A 19,133-nucleotide genomic window follows, 5' to 3' on the forward strand; every position below is an offset into this window, starting at 1 on the left:
CCGAATACCCTCTAGGAGACCCCAATGACCCAGGCAGATTACGCACGCCACGACCGTATCACTCTTACCGGCATTACCGCCAAGGGCTACCACGGCGTGCTCGACTTTGAGAAGCGCGATGGCCAGCCCTTCGTCGTGGACGCGACCCTGTACAGTAATTTTTCTGCCGCAGCTGCCACCGATGACTTGACGAAGACTACGAACTACGCGCTGGTAGCGGAGCTTATCAACCGCGAGATTACCACCGGCTCGCTGGATTTGATTGAGACCCTTGCCATGAACATTGCCGAGGGTATTTTGGCTGATTTTGAGCGTATTGACGCGGTGGAAATCAAGGTTTCTAAGCCGCAGGCGCCCATTGAGGTGCCATTTGGGTGCGTAGCGGTGAGCGTGTTCCGTGAGCGTGTCGCCGGTGAAGGCGTCCGTTAATGGCGGGCACCCAGAAACTAGGTATACAGAAGCACCGTGCGGTGTTGGCGTTGGGCTCGAACCTGGGCGAAAGCGAAGATACCCTAGAGCGTGCCATCGCCGACCTGGTGGCGAGTGGTGTGCAGCTGGTGCGCGCCTCCGGGCTGTACCGTACCGCCCCGGTGGGTGGTCCAGCGGGTCAGCCGGATTTCGTGAACGCGGTCATTGAGGTGACCACTGACCTGGGGGCCTACGAGCTGCTGAAGCTGTGTAACGCGGTGGAGGCGGCGTATCACCGTGAGCGCCTGGTGCGTTGGGGCCCACGTACCCTCGATATTGACGTGATTGACTATGATGGCATGATCTCTGAGGATCCGGTGCTGACTCTGCCGCATCCGCGGGCGCAGGAGCGTGCTTTTGTGCTGGTACCGTGGGCGCAGATGGACCCGCAGGCACGCTTGACGGTGACGCATCGTGCGAAGCCTTCGGGGGAGCGTGCGGATGAGGTTCCTGCACCGCTGAGCCGCGAGGTCGTGAACGTTGTAGAGCTGTCCCGTACGCCGATTGAGGCGGATGAAGACGCTATTAGCTATATGCGTGAGATGCAGGTACCTGATCAGCCTTAAATATGGCACCCTGGAAGGTAGAGGAACCTACCGAAAGGAAACACCATGAAGCCCCTGAGCTATTGGGCGATTATTGTAGCGGCGGTGTGCGCTGCCGCTGTCGCTCTTATGGTGAATTCCGTGATGATTGGCGCCGGTTTTGGAGAGCTGAATTTTTCGTGGATGCTTGGCGCGGTGTGCCTGCTGGTTGCGGCGGGTGCCGTGTGGCTGGGTGTGCAGGTGGCTCGTTATCGTCGTATTCAGACGCGTGAGAAGGCACCGCATATGGGCCCGATTCTTGCGGCGCGTGCGGTGGCGTATGCGCAGGGGTCCATTATGACCGGTGCCCTGTTGGCGGGCTGGTGTGGCGCGATTCTTGGCTACCATTTGGCGATGGTGTCTACGCGCGGTTTTTCGGTGGTCTTTTGGGAGGTTCTTGTTAATTGTGTGGGCAGTGTTGCCTTGCTGATTGCTGGCCTGTGGGCTCAGCATTGTTGTCGTATTCCGCCGGGTGATGATGAGGATGTGGCCTCCTCGTCCGGTGCCGTAAAGCCGCGAGAGGGAGGAACCTATGTCGGCTCCTAACCAGAATAGTTATTCGCCGAATGGCCAGTACGGGCAGGACGCCCAGCAGGGCCCCTATGGGCAGAACGGGCAGTATCAGCAGCCCTATGGTCAGCATGGTACCCCGTATGGACAGCAAACAGAGTACGGTCAGCAGGTTCCGTCCGCAGCCTCGTACCCGAACGCATCTCAGCCAGTTCCCGCGCAATCCGTACCGGAGCCGCAATGGGTGCCCGCAGCTTCCCGCTACCTGACAGTTCGCTTTGTTCACACCATTTCTGCTTTGGCGTTCCCGATTCTTGCGGGTGTTGCCATGTACTGTGCGGGTGCGTTCTTCGGCGGCCCGGAGGTACTGCGCATTATCGGTCTGGCTGTGATTGGGGTGTTTGGCCTGTGGGGTCTGTGGTGGATCCTGACCACTCCGCGCCGTACTCGCGCGCTCAGCTACGCGCTGGAGTCTAATCACCTGATGGCTCGCCGCGGTATCATGTTCCGTTCGATGAGCTCCATGCCGTACGGTCGCATCCAGTATGTTGATGTGGATTCGGGCCCGCTGGAGCGCATGTGCGGTGTTGCCCGCCTGACGGTGCGCACCGCGGGCACGACCACCGGCACGATGGTGCTGTTTGGTATTCCGCTGAACGTGGCGGAGGAGCTGCGTGCGGATTTAGTGCGCCGCGCCGATGAGCGAATGGCGGCACTCTAATGAGTACCCCGGTTCCGAATAATAACGCTCCGAACTCTCAGGATCAGAAGTGGTGGCGTGCCGATATCCGCACGTTCATTATGAACCTCTGGTTTATTATTCTGCTGGCGTTCGGCTTCTTCCAGAGCATTATCCTGAATATTCTGACCACCCCGCCGAACGAGTGGGGCGCGCGTCTGACGCAGGCATTTGACGAGAACAGCAGCTATTTCAGCACGACGTACTCGCAGCTCATCGGCTTTGCCGTGCTCCTGCTGATTCTGGCTGCTGGCTCGATTGACTGGTGGTTTACTCGCTATAGCCTGGACGATTTGGCGATTCACCGCCGCAGCGGTTTTCTGTTCAAGAAGAACCGCACGATTCGTCTGGAGAGCGTGCAGAGCGTGGACATTTCGCGTCCTCTGGTGACTCGTCTGCTGGGTCTGTCGGAGCTACGTTTTGAGGTGGCTGACGGCTCTTCGGAGGCGCTGCACATCAAGTACGTTTCAGCCCGTAAGGCGGAGGTTCTGCGCCGCACCGCGATGGCGAGTATTAACCTGCTGCGTTCGGAGGCGGCTGGCCGCCCGGTCGACGTGTCGTCCGATAGCATGCAGATTTCGACGGAGCGTATGCTGGATGCGGATCAGATGCACCAGCCGTTCGAGGCGTCCTATGGTGCGCCCGTGCAGGACAGCACCCAGCAGGTAGTGTCTCAGCAGGGATTCCAGCAGCCCGCACCCGACCAGTTTGCACCCGAGCAGTCTGTACCTCAGCATCCCTCAGCATCTCGCCGCGGCGCTCGCGGTCGTATGCCAATGCCGGTCGCAGCCGACCTCTCACAGCCGCCGATTTTTCGCATCTCGAATGTGCGTCTGATTGGCTCTATCATACTGGAGCACCTGGTGTGGCTGGTGCCCGCCGTGGCCCTCATGGTTGGCATTGCGGTCTTAGCCGCAATGCTGGAGGGTGAGAGCCCGTTCCTCATTTTCATGGCGATACTGCCCGGTACCTTCGCGCCTATGGTCGGTTACGTGGTTGCCCTATGGACACGTTTTGATGGTGCCGCGAACTTCAAAATCACCCCCAGCGGTCAGGGTGGTGTAACCCTGCGGTACGGTTTCACCGGCACGCACACCCAGAACGTGATGGTTGAGCGTATTCAGGCGCTGGTCGTGGAGCAGCCCATCCTGTGGTGTGCGTTTGGCTGGTACCGCATCAAGATGACCATTGCCGGTATTGGTATTGAGAAGAACGAAAACCAGAAGCTGGTGACCCGCAATATTGCCCTACCGGTTGGCAACAAGCAGGAGACGGTGATGGTGTTGCGTCTGCTGTTGCCCGCCCTAGATGAGGTGCAGGCGCAGGTGCTGCTGGATACCGCCAACAGTTCGCTGGAGAGTCAGAAGCCGCAGGTTCCGGCAATGATTGTGACGCCCTCTTCGGCGCGCTGGATGGATCTGCTCACCTGGAAGCGTAACGGTGTGACCACGGTCGGTTACACCGCCGGTTCGGTGCAGGCGACCACTTGCATTGATTCTGATGCGGCGTGCTCGAGTGTTGGTGAGCATACGCGAGGTGACCTGCTGCTGATTCGTGGTGGCTACTTTATCCGTGCCCTGTCGATTGTTCCGGTCAGCCGTGTGCTGAGCGTAAGCTGGGGTCAGGGCCCGCTGCAGCGTGCCTTCGGATGCGCGAGTGTGCATTTCGGTACGGTGCCCGGCCCGGTGCGTACGCTCATGATGCACTCGCCGCCACGCGTCTGCGAGAACCTGGTGTGGTTGATGACGGTTCGGCTGGAGGGTATTGAGCCCTACTACCGAGTACCGGAACCCGCGCTGGGTTCTGCGCCTGCTGCGAATGTGCCCGGCGCGAATGGGTACGGTGTGCGTTAACCCGCTACTAAAACTGCAAACACACCCTACCGCCGGTCTCCTGTTGTGTACCGGCGGCAGGCGGTGTTGCCAAGGGAGAATATACTTAAAGCCGTGATACAGCATTCAAAACCTGCGCGTTTGGGCATTGGAATTATTTCAGCCGGGAGGGTCGGAGCCGTCCTCGGTGCAGCTTTGCGCGCCTGCGAGCACACTATTGTGGGTGTTCACGCGGTGTCTGAGGCTTCTCAGGAGCGCGCCGCGATGCTGCTTCCCGATGTGCCGTTGCTGCCGGTGGAGCAGATTGCTGAGCGTAGCGAATTGCTGATTCTTGCTGTTCCTGATGACGAGTTGCCGGGCCTTATCACCTACCTGGCGTCCTCGGGAAGTATCATCGCCGGTCAGATTCTGGTGCACACCTCCGGCCGTCACGGCACTGAGCTTCTCGCACCGGCGACCGCGCTGGGCGCTATCGGTTTGGCGATTCACCCCGCCATGACGTTCACCGGCATGTCCGTGGATTTGCAGCGTCTGAACGGCACCTGCTTCGCTGTGACCGGACCCGCGCCGTTCATCCCGATTGCTCAGGCACTCGTGGTGGAAATGGGCGGCGAACCCGTGCACGTTGCCGAGGCTGACCGAGCGCTCTACCATGCAGCCTTAGCGCATGCCGCGAACCACCTCGTGACCATCTTGGGCCAGTCCCAGCAGATGCTTGCCTCTATCGGTATTGAGGACCCGGCACGCTATATGGGGCCGCTCGTTCGAGCCGCCGTGGATAATGCGCTCGCCAGCGGTGAAGGTGCTCTAACCGGGCCCGTGGCACGTGGAGACGCCGGTACCGTGAAGGCTCACCTTCAGGCTCTGAATGAATATTCAGAGCCTGAAAAAACAGGTGATATTACAGACTCTTATGCCGCTCTGGCACATGCAACTGCAAAAAGGGCGCATAATAGAGGTTTGTTAAACGATGAGCAACTGGGACGAATTGAAAATCTGCTGGGCGATTCTACGGAGTGCAACCAGCCCGGCGATATTGATGATTCAACCCCCGAAAACAAGGAGTTCTCGTCATGACTGAGACTTCGAAGCCCCGAGTTGTGACCACCATTGCGGATTTCCGTACGGTAATCACCGAATCCCTTGCCGTAGCGCAGGAGGAACTGGACCGGGTAGCCCGCCAGGAGGCGGAGCAGAATGGCACTGATGTTCAGTACCGTACCGCCACGCTGGGTTATGTGCCCACCATGGGTGCCCTGCACGATGGCCACGCAACCCTGTTGCGTCGTGCCGCTGAACAGAATGATGTAGTGGTCGCCTCCATTTTCGTGAACCCGCTGCAGTTTGGCCCCGGCGAGGATTACGAGGCGTACCCTCGTACTCTCGAAGCGGATGCTGCTCTGGCCGGTGCTGCCGGTGTTGACATTATTTTTGCCCCCGAGGTTGAAGAGATGTACCCCGATGGTGACCCGCTCATCCGCATTTCGAGCGGTGAGCTGGGTACTAAGTTTGAGGGTGCGACCCGTCCCGGTCACTTTGATGGTGTGCTGACTGTGGTCAATAAGTTCTTCAATATTATTCGCCCCGCGGCCGGTAACCACCAGGTGAATGCGTACTTCGGGCAGAAGGACGCTCAGCAGTACATCCTGATTCAGCGTATGGTGCGCGATTTCAACCATGACGTGACCATGCGCCCGGTGGTGATTGTGCGTGATGATAACGGTTTGGCGTTGTCTTCGCGTAACGGCTACCTGTCGGATGAGGAGCGTGAGTCTGCTCTCGTGCTGTCCCGCACCTTGGCGATGCTGCGTGAGAATTCACTGAACCGTGGTTTCCACGAGATTGACTTGGATGGTGCGCGCGAGCGGATTAATTCCACTCCCGGTGTGCGCCTGGATTATTTAGAGTTGGTTGATCCGATGACTTTCGGCGAGCCGACTGAGGAGTCGGAGCGAGTGCTGGCACTGGTTGCTGCGTACGTTGGCCCGACCCGCCTGATTGACAACATGGACCTGCGCTAAGCGTTTGCTCGTTTAGAAGAGTCCCCAACACACTACACAGATAGGTATCACTGTGAGCACTGAGCACACTGCCGCACCGGCGATTGCTGATATGTCCGAGCAGATGCAGATTCGCCTGGAGAAGCGTGCGAAGCTGATCGAATCGGGTCGCGAGGCATACCCGGTGGGTCTGCTGGATTCTGAGGGTAATCGCGTGGAGCCCAACCACATTGAGGATCTGCGCGCCGAGTACGATCCGAAGCTGGCTGCTGAGGAGCTGAAGGCTGGGGAAGAGACTGACCGTGTGGTGCATGTTGGCGGCCGCGTGGTGTTCGTCCGTAACACCGGTAAGCTGTGCTTTGTGACCCTGCAGGGTGGTACCGAAGGCAAGCGCATCCAGGCGATGCTGTCGCTGGCTGAGGTTGGCGAAGAATCCCTGTCTGAGTGGAAGTCCCTGGTTGACCTGGGTGACCACGTGTTCGTGACCGGCCGCGTGATTGTTTCTCGCCGCGGTGAGCTGTCCATTATGGTGACCGACTGGAAGATGGCGTCGAAGGCGCTGCGCCCCATGCCGGTTCTGCACAAGGACCTGAATGAGGAAACCCGCGTTCGCCAGCGTTACCTGGATCTGATGGTTCGCGAGGAGGCTCGCGAGTTGGTGAAGAAGCGCGCCCTGATTACCCGTACCGTCCGCCGCGTGCTGGAAGATCACGGCTACATTGAGGTTGAGACCCCCGTTCTACAGCTGGTGCACGGTGGCGCGACGGCTCGCCCGTTCCGCACTCACCTGAACGCTTTTGACCAGCCGATGACGATGCGTATTGCAACCGAATTGCCGCTTAAGCGTGCAGTGGTTGGTGGTATTGACCGTGTGTACGAGATTGGCCGCGTGTTCCGTAACGAGGGCGTGGACTCGACCCACAGCCCCGAGTTCACCACCCTGGAGTGCTACGAGACGTACGCTGACCAGTTTGTGATGGCTGAGCGGATGAAGGAGATTATCCAGAGCTGCGCGAAGGCTGTCGGCACTGAGCGTATTGAGACCGAGAACGGCACCATTGACCTGTTCGGTGAGTGGAAGTGGGTTGGCGTGTACCCGGGCCTGTCCGAGGCTGTGGGAGTTGAGATTACCCCGGAGACTGACGCATCCGTTTTGCGTGAGATTGCTGAGAAGCATGAGGTGGACATTGACCCGAAGTGGGACGCTGAGAAGCTGGTGACCGAGCTTTTCGGTGAGATTGTTGAGCCGGCCCTGGTGAACCCGACCTTCGTGTACGATTACCCGCCGAGTGCTCAGCCGCTGGCTCGTCCGCACCGTTCCGGTGAGCCTCTGATCGAGGCATGGGACCTGATTATTGGCGGTATGGAGCGCGGTACCGCGTTCTCCGAGCTGATTGACCCGGTCATTCAGCGTGAGCGCCTGACCGCTCAGTCGATGCTGGCTGCTGCCGGTGATGATGAGGCGATGGAGCTGGATGAGGACTTCCTGCGCGCCCTCGAGCACGGTGCACCCCCGATGGGTGGCCTGGGCTTGGGCATCGACCGTCTGATTATGCTGCTGGCGGGCGACCAGGATCCGGAGCATCCGGGTACTGTGGTGCGTCAGCCCGGTATTCGTGAGACTATTCTCTTCCCCCTGATGAAGCCGGAGGCCTAAGCTTCCCCTTCACTTGTGAGGGTGTTAAAGCGGCGGGTGCCGCGGATACGGTTGTATCTGCGCCACCCGCCGTTTTCTGTGTGTTCTTTTGCGCGGCGTATAGCTTCTGGGGTGGGGTTTGTTGTTTATTTACACAGGTCAGGGGAGTTTTAGGGTGATTTTTTGCTTATTCTGGTGCTGATTTATGCTGTTCCATTCACTCTGGTGGGGTTTTCTGCTTATATACATGAGTGTGTTACATAGAAAATAATGAAGGGATGGGAGGCGGCAGAATTTTGCATTTGAATAGAGTTGAAATGTATGGTGCGAATGATCTAATGTGCAGGCTCGTACGGGCGCTATATTGCACTCAGATTGTCGGGGGATGAGGGGGTGCATTATTAGGTGTCTTTGTCTCTGAGGGCTGTGTCTGCTGTCTGGAAGATTCCAAAGTATTTGCACTCTGAACTTCACTTTAATGTTCTTGTAGTGAGTGCAGATTTAACGGGGGGAAGCAGAAGCGATATATCGCTGCGGGTGATTGGTCCATTGTTTCAATGCTCAGAATATTTTCGGAATCTTTAATATATTTCTGTTACTATATGAAAGAAAATTAGTACATAAATATATCCGGCGCCCTATTTTCTCAATCCCGATAGAGGTTTTTGGGTTTACCCCATAGGATATATGTAACAGATGAGGAGGCGCCTCAATGGCACAGAAGGTTCGCATCATCCTGGAAGACGATCTCGATGGCGGTCCCGCAGACGAAACTATCCGTTTTGGCCTGGACGGCGCTCACTACGAAATTGATCTGTCCTCTGCAAACGCAGCTCGCCTGCGTGACGCTATCCGCCCCTTCGTAGCGAAGTCCCGCCGCGTGCAGGGTGCCGCTACTCAGCGCAGCCGTGCTCCCCGTGGCACCGCTGCTCCGGTTAAGCGCAACCCTGAGACCGCAGCAATCCGCGAGTGGGCTAAGGCTAATGGCCACAAGGTTTCTGACCGTGGCCGCATCCACCAGGATGTTCAGGACGCATACTACGAAGCAATGAAGGCTCAGGGCTAAAGGCTCTCAGTATTCACGCTGTCGGAGGGTTTGGTGCTTTAGGGCTCTAATTCTCCGGACGCTAAAGGCGGCTGGTTTTCTGACCATCCGCCTTTAGTTGTACCCCGGTATTTCTTGATATGTGTTGCATATCTGCGGAGGGTGGGGTGTTTTTATATCACCCACCCTAATTTACTACTTACATGTAAAACATATTGATCCTTTGCCCATGCTCGCTTCTGAATTATCAGGAGGAAGACTAGGGAATCGGATACCCAATCTGGTGTCGAGTTCAGGCTCCCCATTTAGATTTCATGTATCGGCAGGAACACTAAAGGTAATGGTGCATTCACCTCTTCTAAGCGGGGGTATGCTCTGTAGTATTCGTGCCGTCGTTGAGTCGAGTATTCCATTGAAGAGGATGGAATGTACTGACTGAAATTTTTCGAATAATTAGGGACTCTGCATCTTCGGTGGTACTTTCGGAAATTACGGATTATTTCTTGGTGTGGTGCCGAAATCATGCGGGAATTGTCTGGGAAATAAGTACCGTGTTGTCCGGCAAGTATTTTTTGCAAATTATTGAAATTTCTCACTTAAGCGTATAAATTTTTAAAAATTTCTGCAATATATTCATGCACCTGCAGGAAACAATCAGTTTGGGGATTTGGTCTATATGGGTTATTGTGCGTTCACCTCTTCAGTAAACCCTCGTATCGGCACCATGGTCTCTCAGAACCCACCCGTACCACCTGCCCGCAGTACATCCGATGGCAATATGCACACACTCTGCATGCGCACACTCTGCACAGGCAGCCCCGGCAAAAACAGTCAGCACCGACCGGCAGTGCCCATCCACCTGCAGGGTAGGCCCACCTGCGTGAGCTAGCTCCCTCAAAACCACTCCCGTACCCCGCCAGAAGCCCCGAAACCGTGCCTAAAACGCTTCGAACAGCTCATCTGTTCTCTTGATGGCGAACAGACGCCCATCAGCCCGCCCTTTCAGCCGCGCTCAACGTACTCTTGTATCAATAGGAAAATGCAAGGAGTGCGTAAATGTTTGAACGCTTTACCGATCGAGCTCGGCGCGTTGTGGTGCTTGCCCAGGAAGAGGCACGCATGCTCAACCACAACTACATCGGTACCGAACACCTTCTGCTCGGTCTGATTCACGAGGGCGAAGGCATCGGTGCCCGCGCCCTGGAATCATTGGGCGTTACCCTGAACGCAGTACGTGAACAGGTTCAGGACATCGTCGGCCCCGGCCCCCAGGCACCTAACGGCCACATCCCCTTTACCCCTCGCGCGAAGAAGGTTCTCGAACTGTCCATGCGCGAGGCTATTCAGCTGAACCATGGCTACATCGGCACCGAACACATCCTGCTGGGCATGGTTCGTGCCAACGAGGGCGTGGCAAACCAGGTGCTGGTCAAGCTGGGCGCTGAACCCGCAGCCGTGCGCCAGGCTGTGATGGACCTGATTTCCGGCTACCCCGGCAACAACTCCGGTGATAAGGAAACCGCCGGCGTGGGTGCAGGTAACTCTCGCGAAGGCACTCCCGCGGGTTCGACCATCCTGGATCAGTTCGGCCGCAACCTCACCGCGGCAGCACGTGAGGGCGAGCTGGACCCGGTCATCGGCCGCCACAAGGAGATGGAACGTGTCATGCAGGTCCTCTCCCGCCGTACCAAGAACAACCCTGTGTTGATTGGTGAGCCCGGCGTCGGTAAGACCGCCGTCGTGGAGGGCCTGGCACAGGCTATCGTGCACGGTGACGTCCCCGAGACCCTCAAGGACAAGCACCTGTACACCCTGGACCTCGGCTCCCTGGTTGCAGGTTCGCGCTACCGCGGTGACTTCGAAGAGCGCCTGAAGAAGGTCCTGAAGGAAATTCGCTCCCGCGGTGACATCATCCTGTTCATCGATGAGATCCACACCCTCGTCGGTGCAGGTGCCGCAGAGGGCGCGATTGACGCTGCCTCCATCCTCAAGCCCATGCTGGCTCGAGGCGAACTGCAGACCATCGGTGCAACCACCCTGGACGAGTACCGTAAGCACATTGAGAAGGACGCGGCCCTGGAGCGCCGCTTCCAGCCGATTCAGGTTGAGGAGCCCTCTCAGGAGCTCGCCGTGCAGATTCTCAAGGGTGTGCGTGATAAGTACGAGGCACACCACCGCGTCACCATTACCGACGAGGCAATCGAGACTGCCGTGAATCTTGCGGCACGCTACATCTCTGACCGCTTCCTGCCGGATAAGGCTGTCGATCTGATTGACGAGGCGGGCGCACGTCTGCGCATCAAGCGCATGACCGCACCTCCGGAGATCAAGCTGCTCGACGAGAAGGCTGCCAAGTTGCGCCAGCAGAAGGAAGACGCCATCAACTCCCAGGATTACGAGAAGGCTGCAGGCCTGCGTGATCAGGAGCAGAAGGTCCTGGCTGAGAAGGAAGAAGCCGAGAAGGCATGGCACGAAGGTGGCGACGCATTCGGCACCGTGACCCCCGAGGTTATTTCTGAGGTTCTGGCAGCTTCCACCGGTGTTCCCGTCTACAAGATCACCGAGGAAGAGTCCAGCCGCCTGTTGACCATGGAGCAGGAGCTCCACAAGCGCGTTATCGGCCAGGAGCACGCTATCGCGGCGCTGTCCCGCGCTATCCGTCGTACCCGCGCAGGTCTGAAGGACCCGCGCCGCCCTGGTGGTTCGTTCATTTTCGCCGGCCCGACCGGTGTGGGTAAGACCGAGCTTGCTAAGGCACTTGCTGAGTTCCTGTTCGGCGATGAGGATTCGCTCATCACCCTGGATATGTCCGAGTACCAGGAGAAGCACACCGTCTCCCGTCTGTTCGGTGCGCCTCCCGGCTACGTCGGCTACGATGAGGGCGGCCAGCTGACCGAGAAGGTCCGCCGTAAGCCCTTCTCCGTGGTCCTGTTCGACGAAGTGGAGAAGGCTCACGCCGACCTGTTCAACTCGTTGCTGCAGATTCTGGAAGATGGTCGCCTGACCGACTCGCAGGGTCGCGTGGTGGACTTCAAGAACACCGTCATCATCATGACCACCAATCTGGGATCGCGTGACGTGAACCGCCGCATCCCGGTCGGTTTCCAGGCGATGGACGACGCAACCGCCGACTACGAGCGTATGCAGTCGCGTGTGATGGAGAACCTCAAGGAACACTTCCGCCCCGAGTTCCTCAACCGTGTGGACGACATCATTGTCTTCCCGCAGCTCTCCGAGTCTGAGATTCTGCAGATTGTGGACCTGTTCGTGGGTCGCCTGGCTAAGCGTCTGGCGGAGCAGGATATGTCTATTGAGCTGACCAATGCTGCGAAGGTTCTCATGGCCACTAAGGGTTACGACCCGTCCATGGGTGCTCGCCCGTTGCGCCGCGAGATGCAGCGCAACATTGAGGATGCACTCTCCGAGAAGATCCTCTTCGGTGAGATCAAGCCCGGTGAGAAAATCACCGTGGATGCTGAGGGCGAGGGCGACTCCGCGAAGTTCGTTTTCTCTTCTCAGCCGATGAAGGAGCTGGCTCTGGATTCGGTGCAGGAGCTGAACGAAGCGGACGCTCCTGCAGCTGAAGCACCTGCAACTGATATTCAGGACGAGGACTAGGCTCTGTGTAGCTAAGTTCTAGCGTACTAAACGACTGTGGGGCGGTACCGGAATTATCCGGTACCGCCCCACAGTCGTTTTCTGTCTTCTCAAGGAGAAGCTCCACTCAGATGATTCCTAGAGCGAGATGAGCACTGTATCGCCCTGGGCGACCTCGCGTGCCAGAGAGTCCGCTAGCAGCCCCGCGTAGCAGCGCTGCAGCTGTTCGGCGGCGGGGGAGAGCGCATACAACGCCTTGAGTGGGTGGTGCACCGCGGCGGGTGCATCCGAGGGGAACGCCAAGTCAGGCGAAGAAGCTGCAGCGGGTGAAGAGGCCGTGCCGCCAGCCGAGGCTACACCCGCACCCAGGATGAGCTCGCGGTCCACCGGCTCATGCGCCGCACGCAACACCGCCATAACCGCCCCGCGTACCTGACGGTCCGTGCCGTGCCAGCTCTGGCCCTTGGGGGTGTAGTCCGCCTCCGGCTTGCCCGCCGCAACCCAGGCACACAGATCCTCCACGGGGCAGAGCTCGCAGGTTGGGGACTTCGCCGTACAGACCAGCGCACCAAGCTCCATGGTTGCCGCATTCCACAGGCAGGAGGTGGGGGTGTCGGCGGGCATGAGCGCCTCCGCCAGGCGAGTCTCAGCCGCCGTCAACGAACGGGAGGGTAGCGCCTTGCCGGACACGGCGCGCGCATGCACGCGACGGATATTTGTATCAATGACCGTGGCGCGCAGACCAAACGCGAACACGCTAATCGCCGCCGCCGTGTAAGAACCTACGCCCGGCAGAGCCAGTAGCGCCTCATAGTCGGCGGGAACTTCACCGCTGTGCTGCTCCACAATCGCGACAGCGGTACCGTGCAGACGCTGCGCACGGCGCGGGTAACCCAGGCGGCCCCAGGCGCGCACCGCCTCCGATGCGGGCTCGGCGGCAAGGTCGGCGGGGGTGGGCCAGCGGCGCATCCACTCCTCCCACACGGGTAGCACGCGCTTGACGGGGGTCTGCTGCAGCATGAATTCGCTGACCATCACTCCCCAGGGGGTGCACTCGTCACGACGCCACGGCAAATCGCGTGCCTGGTTGAGGAACCACTGGTTGATTCGGTGGTGGAGTGCTTTGATGTTCGTGTCTTCAGGCAGGGTAGGTTCGGGGCACGTGCGTGTGGTGCGTTTGGGCTCTGAGGTCATCCGAAAAGCCTACGCCACAGAATATATATTCCCAAAATTGCATGAACAGAGTTCACTGTGAATCTCAAGGTTAAACCCGGTATCCTAGAGGTATGTCTGAAAATGGTCCCGTTCTGCCTCCCGAAGTGTACCGTCGTCGTCGTATCGTGGCGGTTATTGCTCTGCTCGCTATTATTTTGCTGCTGGTTGCTGGCGTGACCTCCATGATCGGCATGATTAACGGCAAGAAGGACGCCACTGTAGCCTCTACTGCGACGCCTTCCGGTGCGCCCTTCCAGAGCTTCAGTGCTCGCCCCTCCGAAACTGCTTCGGCTACCCCGTCCACTAGTGCGACTGCCTCTGCAACCGCGTCTGCTTCGGCTACTGCTTCGGTAACCCCCTCGGTGACCGCTTCTGCGGCACCCACTGCAAGCGTGACCACCCCCGCACCGGTCCCTTCGGTGACCACTGCGGCTGCTGTTGCGGCCTGCACCGCGAACGACCTGAAGGTGACCGTCACCCCCGCGAAGCATACCTTCGCAGCCGGTGAGCAGGTGTCCTTCCACGTGACCTACACGAACTCCTCGAAGACCCCCTGCGCTGTCGGTGGCGAGGGCACGAACACCGGTGTGGACCTGAACATCACCTCCGGTGCGGCTCGGGTGTACACCCGTAGCCTGTGCGCGGCGACCACCCTGCCTAAGGCGGACGTGGCTGCAGGCTCTGAGGGTGCGACCGACCTGGCGTGGGACCGTAAGATCAACGTTCTGGGCTGCTCCTCCGCTTCGAATGCTCAGAAGGGTTCTTACTGGGCGACTGCTACGGTGAATGGTGTGACTTCGACTCAAGTGAACTTCGTGATTCAGTAGTTCACGTCTATAGTTTTCACCCCTGTGTGAGTGTACAAAGCCCCTTCGCTGGATATTTTCCGGCGTGGGGGCTTTAGCTTTTATATGGTTATTACTTGGAGGTGCGAGGTTTGGCGAAGCGGCGCTCGCCCAGGTACCCGAGCAGACTACCGAAAGCGGTCCACTGCAGTGCCGCCAAGAGCAGGGTGGACAGGTCGGTCACCTCAAAGGAGTTGGGGATGACCTTGAACCATAGTAGTGGCAGGTAAATCAGGAACAGGATGGGGGATGCCCACACAAAGAACGGGAGGGGGCGCTTGGTGCGTGAGTACGACATTGTGACCTCCTTGGGGTGCCAAGGTACGGAGATAACTCCACTGTTACTGCATCATATCGCAAAACTATTTTTGAGGGATCGATAATCTGTTCCCTTAGAGATACTTCTAGAGATACTTCTCCAGGCTGCTCTCCGCCATGCGGGACAGCTGCTCGCGCACCGTGCGGGCACGAGCCTCACCCACACCATCCACGGCACGCAGATCCTCAAGGGACGCCGCCATCAGAGCCTGCAGGCTACCGAAGCGCTCAACCAGACGCTCAGAAATAGCGTTCGGAATGCTCGGAATACCGGCGAGCAGGCGGAAACCGCGAGGCTGCAAAGGGAGCTCCAGGTCGGGGTTCTCTCCAAAGCCGACAGTGCGGGCAATCGTGCGCAGATCCACGATGTCCATATCGTTCAGGTTCTGAAGCGCCTCAACGCCAGCAGTCATCAGCTCGTCGTTCACCTCGGGCAGATAGTCGCGCAGAATTAGGTCGCTAGCGGTCATCTCGGGGGCGCGTAGCTCCTCCAACTGCAGGGCAATCAGGCGGCCGTGCACGCCGAGCTCCAGCACGTAGTGGCTGACCTCGCGGATAATGCGGTTCACCATCTCCATGCGCTGCAGGGTCATCGCCACATCGCCCAGGGAAACGTTCGATTCAATCTCCAGGGCAGACAGGCTGGAGAGCACAGAACGCAGGCGCTTCTTATAGCTTTCAAGGGTCTGAATCGCCTGGTTTGCGCGAGCCATCATGTACTGGCTGTCTTCAACCATGTAGCGGGTGCCGTCAACGTACACCGAAATCACGGACATCGACGCGCTCACCGAAATCACCGGGAAACCGGTCTGAATCGCCGTGCGTTCGGCGGTGCGGTGGCGGGTGCCGGACTCGTTCGTGTCAATGGAGGCGTCCGGCATGAGCTGCACGCCGGCGTGCAACAGGCGGGTGGCGTCGCGGTCGCAGATAATAGCGCCATCCATCTTCGCCAGTTCGCGCAGACGGGTTGCCGAGAACTCGGTGTCGATATTGAAACCGCCCGACGACATAGAAGATACGGTGCGGTCGGATCCGAGGACGATGAGTGCGCCCGTACGGCCACGCATGATGCGTTCCAGACCCTCGCGGAGCTCGGTACCGGGGGCGATTCGGGCGATAGTTTTAATCAATAGGTCACTATAATTCATCTGCACAAAAAACATTGTACCCGTAAGGGTGGTTATTGAGCCAGGTCAGCGGCGGAACGGCGGGCTAAAGTGCCTTAAAAACGAATGGATATTCTCAATATTTATGTGGGAGTGTGCAGGTCTAAACTATCTGCATATAAGAGTAAAAATGTATTCTGTGGTGCCCTATTTCGCCCTGACCAAATACTGCGCACCATATCGTCCCAGACCCTAAAATAGACCCATGACCGCGCGCACGAAAAACACCAAAAACGCACCCGCCTACCGCTGCACCGAATGCGGCTGGACCACCGCCAAATGGGTAGGCCGCTGCGGCCAATGCCAAACCTGGGGCACCGTCGAAGAGGCCGCCGGGGGCACCCGCGCGCGCACTCGCGCCGCATCCAGTGTGCAGAAACCCGCCCAGCCCATCGCAGAAGTCGACTCGCGCGTAGCCGCCTACATGAGCACCGGAAACCCCGAATTTGATCGCGTGCTTGGCGGCGGACTCGTACCCGGTGCGGTCATCCTCATGGCGGGCGAACCCGGCGTGGGTAAATCCACCCTGCTGCTGGACGTCGCCGCCACCTTCGCGCGCGGCACCACCCGGAATGCGGGGCAGAACAACCCGGCACACAACACCCAGCCGCCGCGCCCGGTCCTGTACATTACCGGCGAGGAATCTGCAGCGCAGGTCAAGCTCCGCGCCGACCGCATCCGCGCCATCGCGGACACCCTCTACCTGACCAGCGAAACTGACCTCGGCACCGCCCTGGCGCATATTGAGCAGGTCACCCCCTCCCTGCTGGTCATTGACTCCGTGCAGACCCTCGCCTCCGCTGAAGTTGAGGGTAGCGCCGGTGGCGTGACCCAGGTGCGTGAGGTTGCCGCCTCCGTCATTGCTGCCGCAAAGGAACGCAATATGTGCACTCTGCTCGTGGGTCACGTGACCAAGGAAGGTACCATTGCGGGTCCGCGCCTACTCGAACACCTGGTGGACGTGGTCTGCCAGTTCGAGGGCGATAAGCACTCGAATATCCGTATGCTACGCGCTATCAAGAACCGCTTCGGACCCACCGACGAGGTCGGTTGCTTCGATATGGACGAAGACGGTATCGCGCCGGTGCTGGACCCCTCCGGCATGTTCGTCTCCAGCACTCCGCACCCCGTACCCGGTACCTGCGTGACCGTCACAATGGAGGGCCGCCGACCCCTGCTCGCGGAGGTGCAGGCCCTGCTGGATCAGGCGGTGGCACCCGCCCCTCGCCGTACCGTTTCGGGTCTGGATTCGGCGCGTATTCAAATGCTATTGGCGGTGCTACAGCGCCGCGCCGGGCTGAATGTGGGCAAGCTCGACTGCTACGTTTCTACCGTGGGTGGCGCAAAGATTACCGAACCCGCCGCTGACCTGGCCTGCGTGATGGCGTTGGCTTCAGCGGCCCAGAATAAGCCGCTCCCGCGTAAGCTCGCGGTCTTTGGCGAAGTCGGTCTGGCCGGTGAGGTGCGCGCCGTGCCGGGCATCCGCCAGCGTATTGCGGAAGTGGGCCGACTGGGCTTCACACACGTGCTGGTGCCAGCCTCCCCGGCAGGCGTAGGGGATGTACCCGAAGGTGTCACCGTACGTGAGGTAACCACCCTGGGTGAGGCGTTGGCTCTGCTCTTCCCGCAGAAATAAAACACTCTAAAAATAGCAAGAAAGGGGGCTCCCGGCTGGCGTCATGCCCTCGGGAGCCCCTCTGTGGGAAATACCGCTAAGAGCGGCTCTCCTCCTCGTTCTCATGCAGCATAATGTTGATCGAACGGGTATTCAGATTATTCGTGTGGTGGGCGTTGACCGCGCTATCGGCTGTGTCGTTAACCACCATCAGGTCGTCCACGTCAGTATCAACAATTGGGATGGCCGAGGTGCGCGGCGCATGCTGTGTGACCGCCTCGCCCAGGGGTACCAGAACATCGACAGCGTCCTTGTGTGACATGCCAGTGGCCTCCATAAAGTCGACCACAATCAGACGAAGCATCAGCACTAGCGACTCACCCTCAAAGGTTTCCACACCCATCGCACGCGGCTCAAGGGTGCCTGCGAGCTTCACCATGCGTTTGCGGGCTTCCATCATGTAGTGTTCGCGTTCGCCTTCGGTCGGGGCAGACATACCCAAGCCGAGACTCTGCGCCGCGAGCGATAGCTCAGCCAGTGCGTCACTGAGCGAAATCTGCGCGGCGGTGCGCAGTTGCACGTGGCGAATCGTGGACGCCATACGGCGGTTGAGGACGCGATCGTTACGAATTGCCAAATCCACCGCGGCTAGGGTCTTCGACAAGCGCGCCAGCTCGCCTTTGCTTTTACGGCTATTCCAGGACAGCTCGCTCATACCCTGCGCAGTAATTAGATCGCCACGGCAGCTATCGTAGAGCGGCTGCAGAGCGCGCGCGTCGAGTAGGCTCTGGTACGCCTTGTCGTAGTTGTAGTAGCGGATTGCCTCAGAGGAAAGAGCGAAAACCTTTGCGAAAGCATCCATCAGAGTCATAGCGCGGGCACGCGGGTTCTTACGCGGATCACGCGGCATCAGATACATGGCAAGGAACGCGAAGGCACCACCGACAATGCCGTCAAAACTGCGGGTGAACGCGTCATCAGGCACCGGTAGCAGTAATACAAAACACGCCTGGAAGCTGAGCTGAATCGTAAAAATAATGCCCTTATCAATAAATCGGGCAATAATCACGGATAAGAACAGCACGACCGCCGCCTGCCAGGTGCCGTGACCAAGCAGAATCAGCAGAAGGTCACCGATAAGAATACCGAGGGTTACGCCGAAGGAAACCTCAAGGATTCGGCGGGAATGCTTAGCGCCGCTCACATAGCCTAGGGACACGAGGGCAGAAACCGCCGCGAAAATAGGCTCTTGATGGCCCAGGACGCGTTCAGAGAAAAGCCAAGCACCCATAGACGCCGCAACAATCTGCACAGACTGAAAGAAGTCTGCTTGGACTCGATGAATACCCTCACGAATGAACTGACGGGTATTCTGTTCAGTAGTGCGTAGAATCTCTGCGAAGCGTGCCATGAGCACCATCATACCGGCGTGTGTGCGGTGCACAAGGGGCTAGGACAGTGTCGGGCTCAACTGTGAGAGAGTCCGCGCACTGTACCCGCTCTGGAGCCGTATTTTTTCGAGGAAACTTAGCCCCGAACCGCTACTTGAGCCTCCCGTTACAC

General features: G+C 58.7%; 16 protein-coding genes. 12 read left to right on the top strand and 4 right to left on the bottom strand.

The window, feature by feature from the left end:
• Positions 1-24 precede the first annotated feature (24 nt).
• From folB to QFX07_RS00670, 10 genes are all read left to right on the top strand, one after another.
• The gene (folB, locus tag QFX07_RS00625; protein WP_279742224.1) at positions 25-429 is read left to right on the top strand and encodes a dihydroneopterin aldolase; all 405 of its coding nucleotides are present in this window, start codon (positions 25-27) and stop codon (positions 427-429) included.
• Positions 429-1,034: a 2-amino-4-hydroxy-6-hydroxymethyldihydropteridine diphosphokinase gene (gene folK, locus QFX07_RS00630; protein ID WP_279742223.1), complete on the top strand. Its 606-nt coding sequence runs from the start codon at positions 429-431 to the stop codon at positions 1,032-1,034. Before folB ends, folK begins: the two co-directional genes overlap by 1 nt.
• A gap of 45 nt (positions 1,035-1,079) precedes the next feature.
• Positions 1,080-1,598, top strand: a complete 519-nt coding sequence (locus QFX07_RS00635; protein ID WP_279742222.1) for a DUF3180 domain-containing protein — start codon at positions 1,080-1,082, stop codon at positions 1,596-1,598.
• Positions 1,585-2,283, top strand: a complete 699-nt coding sequence (locus tag QFX07_RS00640) for a PH domain-containing protein (RefSeq protein ID WP_279742221.1) — start codon at positions 1,585-1,587, stop codon at positions 2,281-2,283. Before QFX07_RS00635 ends, QFX07_RS00640 begins: the two co-directional genes overlap by 14 nt.
• On the top strand, positions 2,283-4,154 hold the full coding sequence (locus tag QFX07_RS00645; RefSeq protein WP_279754506.1) for a PH domain-containing protein: 1,872 nt from the start codon (positions 2,283-2,285) through the stop codon (positions 4,152-4,154). The genes QFX07_RS00640 and QFX07_RS00645 overlap by 1 nt, the downstream gene beginning before the upstream one ends.
• 93 nt (positions 4,155-4,247) lie before the next feature.
• On the top strand, positions 4,248-5,210 hold the full coding sequence (locus tag QFX07_RS00650) for a Rossmann-like and DUF2520 domain-containing protein (RefSeq protein ID WP_279754508.1): 963 nt from the start codon (positions 4,248-4,250) through the stop codon (positions 5,208-5,210).
• Positions 5,207-6,154 (top strand): pantoate--beta-alanine ligase, encoded by a 948-nt coding sequence (gene panC, locus QFX07_RS00655; RefSeq protein ID WP_279754510.1) that lies wholly within the window; start codon positions 5,207-5,209, stop codon positions 6,152-6,154. The genes QFX07_RS00650 and panC overlap by 4 nt, the downstream gene beginning before the upstream one ends.
• A 52-nt stretch (positions 6,155-6,206) precedes the next feature.
• Positions 6,207-7,790 (top strand): lysine--tRNA ligase, encoded by a 1,584-nt coding sequence (gene lysS / locus QFX07_RS00660; protein ID WP_459741171.1) that lies wholly within the window; start codon positions 6,207-6,209, stop codon positions 7,788-7,790.
• A gap of 691 nt (positions 7,791-8,481) precedes the next feature.
• The gene (locus QFX07_RS00665; RefSeq protein WP_279742217.1) at positions 8,482-8,835 is read left to right on the top strand and encodes a histone-like nucleoid-structuring protein Lsr2; all 354 of its coding nucleotides are present in this window, start codon (positions 8,482-8,484) and stop codon (positions 8,833-8,835) included.
• A 1,035-nt stretch (positions 8,836-9,870) separates the two neighbouring features.
• Complete coding sequence (locus tag QFX07_RS00670) at positions 9,871-12,432, top strand: ATP-dependent Clp protease ATP-binding subunit (protein ID WP_279754512.1); 2,562 nt, start codon at positions 9,871-9,873, stop codon at positions 12,430-12,432.
• A gap of 117 nt (positions 12,433-12,549) precedes the next feature.
• Here the strand turns inward: QFX07_RS00670 and QFX07_RS00675 are convergent, their stop codons facing one another.
• Positions 12,550-13,605 carry an HhH-GPD family protein gene (locus QFX07_RS00675; protein WP_279754513.1) on the bottom strand — a complete coding sequence of 352 codons (1,056 nt, stop codon included), beginning with the start codon at positions 13,603-13,605 and terminating at the stop codon, positions 12,550-12,552.
• Positions 13,606-13,697: 92 nt separating this feature from the next.
• Between QFX07_RS00675 and QFX07_RS00680 the strand changes: the two genes are divergently transcribed.
• A complete protein-coding gene (locus QFX07_RS00680) occupies positions 13,698-14,453 on the top strand; it encodes a hypothetical protein (protein WP_279754515.1) in 756 nt (251 codons plus the stop codon).
• A gap of 91 nt (positions 14,454-14,544) precedes the next feature.
• Here the strand turns inward: QFX07_RS00680 and QFX07_RS00685 are convergent, their stop codons facing one another.
• Both QFX07_RS00685 and disA read right to left on the bottom strand, forming a co-directional pair.
• Positions 14,545-14,769 (bottom strand): phosphoglycerol transferase, encoded by a 225-nt coding sequence (locus QFX07_RS00685; protein WP_279754516.1) that lies wholly within the window; start codon positions 14,767-14,769, stop codon positions 14,545-14,547.
• A 106-nt stretch (positions 14,770-14,875) separates the two neighbouring features.
• Positions 14,876-15,952 (bottom strand): DNA integrity scanning diadenylate cyclase DisA, encoded by a 1,077-nt coding sequence (disA, locus tag QFX07_RS00690; protein ID WP_279741055.1) that lies wholly within the window; start codon positions 15,950-15,952, stop codon positions 14,876-14,878.
• 208 nt (positions 15,953-16,160) lie between these two features.
• Here disA and radA point away from each other — a divergent pair, with 208 nt between their 5' ends.
• Positions 16,161-17,591, top strand: coding sequence for a DNA repair protein RadA (radA, locus tag QFX07_RS00695; protein ID WP_279741053.1), 1,431 nt, complete (start codon positions 16,161-16,163; stop codon positions 17,589-17,591).
• A 76-nt stretch (positions 17,592-17,667) separates the two neighbouring features.
• Here the strand turns inward: radA and QFX07_RS00700 are convergent, their stop codons facing one another.
• The gene (locus QFX07_RS00700) at positions 17,668-18,993 is read right to left on the bottom strand and encodes an FUSC family protein (RefSeq protein WP_348539263.1); all 1,326 of its coding nucleotides are present in this window, start codon (positions 18,991-18,993) and stop codon (positions 17,668-17,670) included.
• Positions 18,994-19,133: the final 140 nt, after the last annotated feature.

The sequence above is a fragment of the Rothia similimucilaginosa genome (assembly GCF_029850985.2).
GTDB lineage: Bacteria > Actinomycetota > Actinomycetes > Actinomycetales > Micrococcaceae > Rothia.

Coding starts and splice junctions, on each gene's coding strand:
- QFX07_RS00700 (WP_348539263.1), bottom strand. CDS start 18,993: ATGATGGTGCTCATGGCACGCTTCGCAGAGATTCTACGCACTACTGAA.
- QFX07_RS00645 (WP_279754506.1), top strand. CDS start 2,283: ATGAGTACCCCGGTTCCGAATAATAACGCTCCGAACTCTCAGGATCAG.
- disA (WP_279741055.1), bottom strand. CDS start 15,952: ATGTTTTTTGTGCAGATGAATTATAGTGACCTATTGATTAAAACTATC.
- radA (WP_279741053.1), top strand. CDS start 16,161: ATGACCGCGCGCACGAAAAACACCAAAAACGCACCCGCCTACCGCTGC.
- folB (WP_279742224.1), top strand. CDS start 25: ATGACCCAGGCAGATTACGCACGCCACGACCGTATCACTCTTACCGGC.
- panC (WP_279754510.1), top strand. CDS start 5,207: ATGACTGAGACTTCGAAGCCCCGAGTTGTGACCACCATTGCGGATTTC.
- QFX07_RS00675 (WP_279754513.1), bottom strand. CDS start 13,605: ATGACCTCAGAGCCCAAACGCACCACACGCACGTGCCCCGAACCTACC.
- QFX07_RS00640 (WP_279742221.1), top strand. CDS start 1,585: ATGTCGGCTCCTAACCAGAATAGTTATTCGCCGAATGGCCAGTACGGG.
- QFX07_RS00665 (WP_279742217.1), top strand. CDS start 8,482: ATGGCACAGAAGGTTCGCATCATCCTGGAAGACGATCTCGATGGCGGT.
- QFX07_RS00680 (WP_279754515.1), top strand. CDS start 13,698: ATGTCTGAAAATGGTCCCGTTCTGCCTCCCGAAGTGTACCGTCGTCGT.
- QFX07_RS00685 (WP_279754516.1), bottom strand. CDS start 14,769: ATGTCGTACTCACGCACCAAGCGCCCCCTCCCGTTCTTTGTGTGGGCA.
- QFX07_RS00670 (WP_279754512.1), top strand. CDS start 9,871: ATGTTTGAACGCTTTACCGATCGAGCTCGGCGCGTTGTGGTGCTTGCC.
- QFX07_RS00635 (WP_279742222.1), top strand. CDS start 1,080: ATGAAGCCCCTGAGCTATTGGGCGATTATTGTAGCGGCGGTGTGCGCT.
- folK (WP_279742223.1), top strand. CDS start 429: ATGGCGGGCACCCAGAAACTAGGTATACAGAAGCACCGTGCGGTGTTG.